Annotated in this window: 8 protein-coding genes; 2 read left to right on the top strand and 6 right to left on the bottom strand. The window is 62.7% G+C overall.

Annotated features, from left to right (window positions below; genetic code table 11):
- Positions 1-7: 7 nt before the first annotated feature.
- The 4 genes from FIV42_RS18570 to panC all read right to left on the bottom strand — a co-directional run bounded on the left by FIV42_RS18570 (position 8) and on the right by panC (position 3567).
- The gene (locus FIV42_RS18570) at positions 8-982 is read right to left on the bottom strand and encodes an electron transfer flavoprotein subunit alpha/FixB family protein (RefSeq protein ID WP_141199135.1); all 975 of its coding nucleotides are present in this window, start codon (positions 980-982) and stop codon (positions 8-10) included.
- A 78-nt stretch (positions 983-1060) separates the two neighbouring features.
- Entirely contained in the window at positions 1061-1765 is a 705-nt protein-coding gene (locus FIV42_RS18565) for an electron transfer flavoprotein subunit beta/FixA family protein (protein ID WP_246099064.1), read from the bottom strand.
- Between the two features lie 94 nt (positions 1766-1859).
- Complete coding sequence (locus FIV42_RS18560; RefSeq protein WP_141199133.1) at positions 1860-2462, bottom strand: TetR/AcrR family transcriptional regulator; 603 nt, start codon at positions 2460-2462, stop codon at positions 1860-1862.
- A 226-nt stretch (positions 2463-2688) separates the two neighbouring features.
- Entirely contained in the window at positions 2689-3567 is an 879-nt protein-coding gene (gene panC, locus FIV42_RS18555) for a pantoate--beta-alanine ligase (RefSeq protein ID WP_141199132.1), read from the bottom strand.
- A 207-nt stretch (positions 3568-3774) separates the two neighbouring features.
- Between panC and FIV42_RS18550 the strand changes: the two genes are divergently transcribed.
- On the top strand, positions 3775-5757 hold the full coding sequence (locus tag FIV42_RS18550; RefSeq protein ID WP_141199131.1) for a hybrid sensor histidine kinase/response regulator: 1983 nt from the start codon (positions 3775-3777) through the stop codon (positions 5755-5757).
- On the opposite strand, the gene panB is transcribed toward FIV42_RS18550, so the two are convergent.
- On the bottom strand, positions 5754-6557 hold the full coding sequence (panB, locus tag FIV42_RS18545; RefSeq protein WP_141199130.1) for a 3-methyl-2-oxobutanoate hydroxymethyltransferase: 804 nt from the start codon (positions 6555-6557) through the stop codon (positions 5754-5756). The two genes, FIV42_RS18550 and panB, sit on opposite strands and share 4 nt — an antisense overlap.
- A 216-nt stretch (positions 6558-6773) precedes the next feature.
- Here panB and trpCF point away from each other — a divergent pair, with 216 nt between their 5' ends.
- The gene (trpCF, locus tag FIV42_RS18540) at positions 6774-8141 is read left to right on the top strand and encodes a bifunctional indole-3-glycerol-phosphate synthase TrpC/phosphoribosylanthranilate isomerase TrpF (protein ID WP_141199129.1); all 1368 of its coding nucleotides are present in this window, start codon (positions 6774-6776) and stop codon (positions 8139-8141) included.
- Positions 8142-8143: 2 nt separating this feature from the next.
- Here the strand turns inward: trpCF and FIV42_RS18535 are convergent, their stop codons facing one another.
- Complete coding sequence (locus FIV42_RS18535) at positions 8144-10771, bottom strand: alkaline phosphatase (RefSeq protein ID WP_141199128.1); 2628 nt, start codon at positions 10769-10771, stop codon at positions 8144-8146.
- Positions 10772-10917 lie beyond the last annotated feature (146 nt).

The following is a 10917-nucleotide window of genomic DNA, read 5'->3' as shown; positions in this document are numbered from 1 at the left end:
ACTTGATTTAGCTACCCAGCCCCATCGACTTGAGCTTTTCGTTCAGCTCGGGCACGACCTTGAAGGCATCGGCCACAAGTCCGTAGTCGGCCACCTGGAAGATGGGCGCCTCGGCATCCTTGTTGATGGCGACGATGACCTTCGAGCCTTTCATGCCCGAAAGGTGCTGGATGGCGCCGCTGATGGCGATCGCCACGTACAGGTTCGGGGCGACGACCTTACCGGTCTGGCCGATCTGCCAGTCGGTGGGGGCATAGCCGCTGTCGACGGCCGCGCGGCTGGCGCCCACGGCGCCACCGAACAGGTCGGCCATCTCTTCGAGCATCTCGAAGGCCTCACCGGACTTGAGTCCGCGGCCACCGGCGATGACCACGTCGGCGTCGGTCAACTCGGGGCGCTCGCTCTTGACGAGCTCCATCGAGACGAATTCGACGTCGTCGCGGCTCTCGCCGAGCTCGACGGTCTCGACCGGCGCGCCGTCGCCTTCTTTGGCGTCGTCGAAGTCGGTGGTACGCACCGCGGCGATTTTGCGCGGGGTGGTCACCTCGACGGTCTCGAGCACGCTGCCCGACAGCATCGGGCGCTGGAAGCGCACGCCACCGTCGTCCCACACCTTGATGGCGTTGGTGACCATGCCGGCGTCGAGCGCGACGGCCACGCGGGGCAGGTAATCGGTGCCCTGGGCGCTGGCAGGTGCGGCGACGATCTCAGCGTCGACCTGCTCGGCCACCTGAGCGATCACCGGGGCGAAGCCCTCGGCGGTGTATTTTTCGAGGGCCGCCGAGTTGGCGTAGTGCACCTTGGCGACGTTGCCATACTTGGCGACTTCGTCGGCAATGGCATCGACGCCGTGACCCAGCACGAGCACGTGGACTTCTCCGCCGACGACTTCGGCAGCCTGTTCACCAAAGGTGATCGTCGGCAGCGTCACCTTGCGAAGCTTGCCATCCTGATGTTCGGCAACAACGAGTACGTTGGCCATGATCAACTCCTCAATCTAAGTTCAATCTTCGGGTTGCGCGTGGCCCGAGGGTCGACCCCGGGCCGCCAAACCGAGCATTTAGAGCACTTTTGCTTCGTTCTTGAGCTTGCTGATCAGCTCGTCGACATCCTCGACGATCTCACCGGCTTCACGCTCGGGCGGAAGCTCGTACTGGACCGCCTTGACCTTCGGGGCGATGTCGACGCCCAGATCTTCGGGGCTCTTGGTGTCGATGGGCTTGCGCTTGGCCTTCATGATGCCCGGCAGGCTGGCGTAGCGCGGCTCGTTGAGGCGCTCGATGGCGGTGATGATCGCCGGCAGCTTGACGCGCTTGGTGTTGGTGCCGCCGTCGATCTCGCGGCCGACACTGGCCCAACCGTCGGCGATCTCGACGTTGTAGGCGTAGGTCGCCTGCGGGTAGTCGAGGTAGGCCGACAGAAGCTGCGCGGTCTGGTTGCGGTCGGTGTCCAGCGACAGCTTGCCCATCGTGATGACGTCGGGCTGCTCTTCTTTGACCACTTCGGCCAGCACGCGGGCGACCGCGTCGCTGTCCAGATCGGCGTCGGTCTCGACCAGGATGCCGCGATCGGCGCCCATGGCGAGTGCGGTGCGGATCTCTTTGGTCGCCGCGGACGGGCCGACCGAGACCACCACGACCTCGCCGCCGTGCTCTTCTTTGAGTTGGATCGCCTCTTCGACGCCCCACTCATCCATCTGGTTCATGACGAACTCGGCGCCCTCGGTGACGAGTTGCGAGCCGTCCGGCGCAATTTTGATCTTCATATCCGGGTCTGCGACCCGCTTTACCGTGGTGAGGATCTTCACGTTGCCCTCCATTGAGAGTTACCAACCAACTTCGTGCTACTTCTTCATCTATTTACTTGGCGACCAGTCCGTCGACGAGCATGCCGGCAATCTGCGCGGCTTTGGCGTCGACCTCTTCGGGGCCGGCCTGTGACAGGGTCAGCTGCAAGAGCACCTCGTCGAGCGCGCCGAAACACGCGCGACTGACCAGGCGGACGTCGACATCGTCGCGCATCGCTCCGGTCTGCTGGCCCTCTTCGATCAGACTCTGCAAAATCTTGAGGTAGTCCCCGAACTTCGGGTTCTCGTATTCTTTGACAAATTTGGCGCTCTGGCGCAGCTCGACGGTGATGAACTCGGCGAGCTCGGGATTCTCGACTGCCAGGCGACAATGAATGGTGACCATGTGCCGAAACTTGGCCACGGCTCCACCTTCCATGTCGCTCAACTCGGTCTTGAGCCGATCGATGATCCACTCCATGCGATCCTCGAACAAAGAGATCAGCAGATCGTCTTTGTTCTTGAAGTACAAGTAGATCGTGCCGTCCGCCACACCAGCTTCGCTGGCGATCTCCGAGACCTTGGTGTTGTAAAAACCTTTCTTCGCGAAGGCCTTCAGCGCTCCGTCGAGAATGCGCTCGCGCTTGTCGCTTCGCTTTTTGTCGGCGTCAGCCATACTTCAGGGTCCGGGTTAATACCTCTGGAATCGTTACGACTGAATGACGATTCACCCTAAAATGAATCGCCATTCATTCCTAACCACCCGCCTCGCCGGTGTCAAGCAACGCACATTGATCTCGAGACAAATCTCGCGTGTATTGCCCACCGCCAACGCTTGTCGCCCTCGTCCCGAAGACGAATCAGAACACGCGACCGAAATCGCCACCTAAGTTAGTGCGCGCTCACCTAAGCGCGTCCGGCAGGGGTCTGTCAAGCCTCAGGTTGTCGATCAGGCGTGCGTGGCCGACCTGTACGGCCATTGCCAGCACAGCCCCACGCTGCTCATCGATGTATCGCTTGTCACCATTCAGGCGCTCCAGCGAGTCCGGGTCGACGCACTCGACGTAGTCGATCGCGTCGAGCTGCACCGTCTCCCTCAGCCGCGCTTTGGCCACCCCGACCAACTTCTCGGCATCACGCTCGCCTCGCTCGTACGCTCGCCACGCCATGGCAAGCGCCTGGGACAAGCAACGCGCATCCTGACGCTGCTGGCCGTCGAGATATTTGTTGCGACTCGAGATGGCCAGGCCATCCTCTTCACGCACCGTGGGCACGCCGACAATCTCGATGGGGAAGTTCAGGTCACGCGTCATGCGCCGCAGGATAGCCAGTTGTTGGTAATCCTTCTCGCCGAAGATGGCCACATCAGGGGCGACGATATTGAACAGCTTGCTGACGACAGTGCAGACCCCTTGAAAGTGCGTCGGCCGGCTCTGGCCGCACAACACCTCGTCGAGCCCGGCCACCTCGACGGTGGTGGCGTGGTCGCCGGCATACATGTTGTCGGGGGTGGGCATGAACAGAAGCTCGGTGCCGAGTTCGGCGCATTTGTTCTGATCCCCTTGCGGGTCGCGCGGGTAGGCGTCGAGATCTTCGCCGGGCGCAAATTGCGTGGGGTTGACGAAGATGCTCACCACCAGGTGGTCGGCACGGCGATTGGCCTCGCGCATCAGCTCGAGGTGCCCTTCGTGCAAATAGCCCATGGTCGGAACAAACGCGACGCTCCCCTCCAGTGCACGGCGCGCACGTCGGAGCTCGTCGATGGAATCGATGACTTTCATGAGATGCAACATGACAAAAGGGTGATCAACGATGGCTCGGCACTTCTTGGCGGGCACAATATGCGGAGCAGCCAGACAAAGACAAGCACACAAGCGCTTTGCTGCGCTGTTGAAACGCACGGTCGCAGCTTGTTAACCGTGTGATCGCGCCCATATTTGCGGCGCAGTCGCTTTTGGTACCGGATCCGACAATCCACGGGACTTCGAATGAGTGCTTTCGAGCACGGCGGTGACATCGCTGGACATATCCGCGCCCATGACGGAACCCTTGCCGACCTCGGCCCCCCCGAAGCCTGGCCCCCGACGCTTCGCACGGTCGTCGACACGATGCTTGCGTCGAGCCAGTCAATGTTCGTTGTCTGGGGAGCCGCGCGCACGTGGCTTTACAACAACGCCTTCGCCGACATCGTCGGGCCCGACCACCCTGAGGCGTTCGGGGGCTCATTCGAGGAAGTGGGCCCGAGGCTGTTCCCCGAGCTGGTCTCGGTGGTCGAGCGCGGCCTGGCCGGCGAACCGAGCCGGATGGAGGACAACCACGTGGTGCTCCAGGCGCGCGGTCAGCCAAACAATGCATATCAGAGCGTCTCGTGCACGCCTCTTCGCAATGATGACGGTGAGGTCGCCGGTGTACTGGGCATTCTCAAAGACACCACTGCACGCCAACGCGCCGCAGACAAGCTTCGCCGCGCCCATAGCCTCATCGAGGGCATCACCCGGGGCACCGAAGACATGATCGCCGCCGAAGACCGTGACTTTCGCTACCTCTATTTCAACGAGGCCTATTCTCGAGAGTTCGAAAAGCTGTGGGGCCAGCAGATTAAGGTGGGCACCAGCATGATCGAGGCGATGGCGCCATGGCCCGAGGAACAGCGCAAAGCCAAGAAGCTGTGGAGCCGCGCGCTCGATGGGGAGTCATTCACGACCACCATGGAGTTCGGACCATCCGAAGACGAGATGCGCGTCTACGAGTTGCGCTTCAACCCGATCTACGACGAGGAAGACCGGTTACTCGGCGCCGCGCATATCTTCCGCGACGTGACCGAACGGGTTCGCATGGAAGAAGCGCTGCGCGAGAGCAAAGACCGCCTCCATGAAGCCGACCGGCGCAAAGACGAGTACCTGGCCATGCTCGGCCACGAGCTGCGAAACCCGCTTGCGGCCGTGCAGAGCGCGACCGACGTGGTCAAGATGGCGGCTCACGACGATGACCCGCGTCTGGTCAATGCTGCCCGCGTGCTCGAGCGCCAATCTGATCATATGGCCGGCATCATCGATGGGCTGCTGGAAGTGTCGCGTATCGCGCGTGGTAAGATCTCGCTGAGTCAAGAGACCCTCGATCTACGCGAGCTGTTGCAGGAACTCCTGAACGACCAGTCGAGCCAAGTCGAGGCTCGCGACCTGCAGATTGGAGCGTCCATCTCGAACACCCCCGTTTGGGTCACCGGCGACCCGGTGCGCCTCACCCAGATCTTCGGCAATCTTATGAGCAACGCCATCAAGTTTACCGAACCGCCCGGTCGCATCTTGGTCGAAGTGTTCGAAGACGACGACGAAGCCGTGGTACGTGTCACCGACACTGGGGTCGGCATACGCAGCGAGTTGCTGCCGTCGATTTTCGAGGCATTTCGCCAAGAAGCGCAAGACTTCGCGCGGTCTGCAGGGGGCCTGGGGCTGGGGCTGGCGCTCGCCAAGAATCTGGCCGAGCTTCATGGGGGAACAATCTCGGCGTACAGCCCCGGCCGGGGGAGCGGCGCGGAGTTCGTGGTCCGCCTGCCCCTGGTCGAGGCGCCCGCCGTCGAGGACTCGGCGGCTCGTCCCCAGGAAGCAGGGTCACGCTGCATTCTGGTGGTCGAAGACAACCCCGATGCAGCGCAGATGCTACAAGACTTGCTCGAACTCAAGGGCCATCGAGTGACCGTGGCCCATCGGGTCTCGGAGGCACTCGAGGAGCTCTCGAGCCAAGACTTCGACGTGGTCTTTTGCGATCTGGGCCTGCCCGGCGCCAGCGGGTACGAATTGGCGCGGTCGGTCCAGAAAGACGCCTCACTCGATGGACTCGAACTGATCGCGTTGACCGGCTACGGACAACCGGAAGACCGTCGGCGGTCGGCCGAAGCCGGATTTGACGAGCACCTGACCAAGCCGGTCGACTTGAAGGCGCTCCAGCGGGTGCTCGACGCCCTCGATTAGTCGAAGGAATGCTCGTCGCCGGGGTAGCTGCGCTCGCGAACCTCATCGCGGTAAGCGCCGAGGGCCTCGGTCACCGTCTCTTCGAGGTTGGCAAAGCGCTTCAAAAACTTGGGGGTAAAGCTCTGGTTCATCCCGAGCAGATCCTGAAGCACGAGCACCTGGCCGCTCGTCACGTTGCCCGCCCCGATGCCGATGGTCGGAATCGACAGGCTCTCGGTGACCTTTTGGGCCAGCTCGGTGGGCACCATCTCGAGCACCAACATGAACGCGCCGGCCTCTTCGAGTGCCTTGGCGTCCGCCAGCAGCTCTTGGCCGGCGGCCTCGCCTCGGCCTTGCACTCGGTAGCCGCCGAGCTTGTGCACCGACTGAGGGGTCAAGCCCAGATGGCCGACCACCGGAATCCCGTGGGCGCTCATCTGCTCGACCAGCGGCGCGACGGCCCGCCCTCCTTCGACCTTGACGGCTTGCGCGCCCCCTTCCTTGAGCAGACGCCCAGCGTTGCGCATCCCCTCCTCGAAGCTCGCCTGGTAGCTCATAAAGGGCATGTCGGCGACGATGAGCGCGCTGTGGTTCCCGCGCACGACCGCCCGACAGTGGTAGATGATATCCTCGACGGTCACCGGCAGGGTCGTATCCTGGCCCTGCATCACGTTGCCGAGGCTGTCACCGATGAGAATCGTGTCGATCTCGGCTTTCTCTACCAGACGCGCAAACGTGTAGTCGTAGCAGGTCACCATTGTGATGGGGATGCCGGCCTCGTACAGCTCGTGCAGGTCACGCGTCGTCGTTCTTCTGGCCATGGTGTTTACTCCAAACAGGAACTGCTCAGGGGGCGGCTATCCTACGGGTTGAGCAGGGTTCGGTCAACGACTCCAACACTAGGGACCTCGACCTCCACCTGCCACCCACGCGCCCAAACCTTCACGAATTCTAACTCGCGGCTAGGTTCCAGACGTGCCGCAGCATTGAAAGGCACTACAGGTTCTCGAATACACGACTCAAAGTAGGGTTTTCCGATGGCACTCGAAGACCTGGTCAATCAGACGCGCACCGCACTCGAGCAACGCGCGCAAGACCGAGATGTCTCCGCACACGCCCGTCAACAACGACCGTCGAACCGCAGCCTCGCAGACGCGCTGGCCGGCGATCGGCTCGGCTACATTCTCGAATGCGAACAGGCATTGGCCTTCGGCGAGCAGTCCACCGGCGAGATCGACCCCGCCGCGCTTGCACGCACCTTCGCGCCCTTCGCCCAGGCCGTCGCGATCAGCTTTCGCGAGGGACGCTTCGAGCAGAATCGTCAAAAAGTCCGCGCGATCCGTGACGTGGTCGACCTTCCGGTGGTCTGCGACGACGTCGTCGTCGAGCCTTATCAGGTCCACGAGGCGCGTGAGTTCGGGGCCGATGCCATCACGCTGATGCCCGCCGTGGTCACCCCGGCGGTCTTCGACGAGTGCGTCTCCGCGGCGCGCTCAGTCAACCTCGACGTGGTCGGGGTGGTGCGAAATAGCGACGATCTCGACCAGGTGCTCGACGCCGGCATCTCGCTGGTCGGCATCGATAACCGCAACTTCGACGACATGAGTTTCGATCTGGGGCATACCCGCGAGCTCGCCCCGAAGGTGCCCGACGACTGCACCGTCATTTCACTGGGCGGTTTCGACGACCACCGCCAGATCGTCGCACTGCGCGCCCACTTCGACGCGGTGCTCACCGGAGGGTCGCTGGTCGATTCGGGCGACGTCCCGCGAGCACTTCGAGAGCTTATCTTTGGCCGGGTCAAGGTCTGTGGCTTGGCGCATCCTGCCGACGCGCGAGCCGCATGGCAGGCGGGCGCCACTCACGGCGGGCTTATCTTCGCGCCGGGCTCGGCGCGTCACGTCAACTACGACGCCGCGCGGGTCATCTGTGCGGCGGCGCCCCTGGAGTTCGTCGGTGTCTTTGTCGACGACTCGATGGACGAAATCGCCTGCTGTGCCGAGCGGCTGAGCATGAGCGCGGTGCAACTTCACGGCCGTGAGAGCAACGACTACATCCTCGAGCTTCGACGCCGCATCCCCCGCAAGACCGAAATCTGGAAGGCGGTTCACGTCGATGGCAAGTTGCCCAACCTGTCGTCCATCCACGCCGACCGCATCCTGCTCGACAACTTCGAGCGCGGCCGCGCAGGCAAAAGCGCCATCTTCGACTGGTCGCTTCTCGGAGAACTCGACGCCCGCAGCCGCGACCGGATCCTCTTGGGAGGCGGGCTCACTCCCGACAACGCTGCGCGGGCCGACGACTTCGGAACGTGGGCGCTCGACGTCAACCTGGGCGTCGAGAGCTCGACCGGCACCAAGAGCCGCGCCCTCCTCGACCAGTTCTTCGCCGCCCTGCGGCGTTAGGATTAGCGCAGCGCCTGCTGGAGCAACGCGCCGATGTCGGGGATATCGTTGAATCCACCGAAAGCGTCCGACTGGGGACCATAGGCAAAGAGCGGCACGAAGTTCGCCGAATGCGGGCCCGGGCGCCCCGCACGCTTTGCGCCTTCCTGGACCAGCCAAGCGTACTGGATCGAGATCTCCAGCGGCGAATATTTGCCCTGCAACGTGGTGTCGGTCAGACCTTCATTAAAGCCGACCTTGTCGACGGCGGCCTCGATCTTCTCGAGCTCGAAATCGCCGCCACACTCCACGGCCGCCGCGCAGGAGCAGTTGTCGAATTGGTAGTGGTCGTCGATGACAGACGTCGTGTGATCATGGTCGGCGGTCACTACGAGCAGCGTATTACCGTCGCGGCGCGCGAACGCGTGTGCCTCTGCGACCGCGTCGTCAAAATCGGCCACCTCGTCGATGAGGCTTTTGTCACGTGCCAATCCGTGCTGCGCCCAGTCGATCTGGCCTCCTTCGACGACGAGGACAAAACCGTTGTTCGACTGCGACAACTGGTTGATCGCCGCGCGCGTCATCTGACGCAACGTCGGCGTCGACGCATCCTCGTCATTCATGCGCTCGGACGCCGGGGCCATTCCTTTTTCGCCCAGAAAGCGAACGACTTGCTTCCCCTTTGGCAACGTGTCGCTCCAGGCAGACTCCACGACGACCCCTCGTTCCTCGAGCTTCGCAATGCGAGCCTCGCCAAAGATCTGAGCGCCTGCACCGAAGGCCACGTCAACACCGTCTGAGCCCGCGACTCGCGTGGGCAGGTCGACAAACTGGTCGGCGATCTTGGATTCCTCGCCACGATCAGCCTGATGGGCGAAGAATGCCGCCGGTGTGGCATGGGTGAGCGTGGTGGTGGTGACCAAACCCGTGGCCATCCCCTTGGCCTCGGCTTGTTCGATGAGCGTCTGGGCCGACACCAAGCCTTCAGCATTCCGTGCCATCCCCACGGCGCCCGAGTTCGTACGCTTGCCGGTAGCCAGCGCCGTAGCGCCAGCGGCCGAATCCGACACGAGCCGATCGGCGGCGTGTGTCGAAACCAGCCCCTCGACCGGCAGCTTGCGCATCGCCAGCGAGCCTCGGCCATACTCGGCCGCGGTCAACGCGCCAATGCCCATCCCGTCGCCCACCATGATGATGATATTCTGCGGCTTCTGAGCCGCACGTTTCGGATTCGCCGGGCCGACCGGGTTCGGTGCGGCCACAAACTCGCTGCCGACCAACTTCAAGAGGCGCTGACCGAGCTCGGCGTTGTCTTCGCTCTCGGCGACATACTCGGCGGCCTTGCCCTGGGTGAACACCGGCACAAGTGACGGTGTGTGAAGGCCCGTAAACTCCCTGGCGGACGCACACTGAGAGCGGCTCGCCAGCGAGAGGTGACCAAACACCGTATTCATATACCCGCTCTCAGCGTAGGCCGGACCGAATGTCTTCGTCTTTCCGTCCCGACCGAGCGCGATCTCTGCTGCGAGTTTCGGGACCTCTTGCTCACCGGCCTCCTTCGGAAAGCTGACCAGCCCCTCTGCCTTTTCTGAACCACCGAGCGCGCCCGAGAAGCGATCCGTGTACGGAGGGTCCAACACCGCCAGCCCGCCAGTCTCGTGGTCTGACGTCACCACGACCAGCGTGTCGTCACGCTCGCGGGCGTAGTCGAGCGCGGCCTTTACGGCGCCGTCGAAGTCGAGCGTCTCTTTGACCACGCCCTCGCCATCGAGATCGTGGCCCCTCCAATCAATCTGGGAGCCCTCGACCATCAGAAAAAATCCGTCGTCGTTATCCCTATCGAGGACGGCCAACGCGCTTTGGGTCATTTCCGCCAGCGTCATCGCCCGGTTGGGATCGCCAGCAGGTGGGAAATCGGGATCGTGGGGGAGGCCGATGAGTTTGGTGGTCAACTCGCTAGCCTGCTGAATCTCTTCTTTGGTTTGCGCGACCTTATATCCCTTCTTCTCGAAAGCCGCGAGAAGGTCCTCGCCGTCGGCGCGCTTGCTAAAGTAGCGTGGGCCGCCACCCAGGAGCACGTCGACCCCCGACGCGTACATATCGCGGGCGATCGCGTCATAACTGCGTCGGTTCGCACGGTGCGCTGCGAAGGCGGCCGGCGTGGCGTGTACGATCTTGCTGGTCGACACGAGGCCGGTGCGCCAACCCGACTCTTCTGCCTTCTCGAGCACCGTCTTGAGGTGCTGCTTTTTGTCTTCTTCGTTTTGTTTGGTCGTGCCGGGTTTGACCGAGACGCCCTCGTAGTGATTCTTCTTTCCCGTCGCGATCGCGCTGGCCGACGCGGCGGAGTCGGTGGTGACGAACTCGTACGAATGAGTCGTCATCCAGTTCATCTTCTCCATTCCCAACATCGCCAGGGGCTCACCGTGCGCATAGCTCGCCGCGCTGACGGCCGGGACGCCCATCCCGTCTCCAATGAGCAAGATGATGCGCTTGGGCTTGTCGAGCCCCTCAGGCGCCTTCTGCTCCGTCGCCGGCTGCCGCGTCGCCGATTCGTCCTCGGAGGGACTCGAGGCCTTTTGGCTCGAACAACCCGCGGCGACGCTTGCGGCCAACAATGCGATGGAGAGAACATACTTGCGGAGTTTCATAGCTGCGATCCGTCAGGGAAGCCGGAGGACTGTCTTCTTGTGGTATCAACGGCGGGATCGTCGAGTCGATCTAAATCCGCGCCCATTATAGCGCACGCCGACAAGACTGTGTGACATCACCGTCACGTTTGTCGAAACAAAAAACG

The organism is Persicimonas caeni, from assembly GCF_006517175.1.
Taxonomy (GTDB): Bacteria; Myxococcota_A; Bradymonadia; order Bradymonadales; family Bradymonadaceae; genus Persicimonas; species Persicimonas caeni.
Note: the sequence above shows the minus strand (reverse complement) of the source record. Positions and strands in the feature narration are given on the sequence as shown.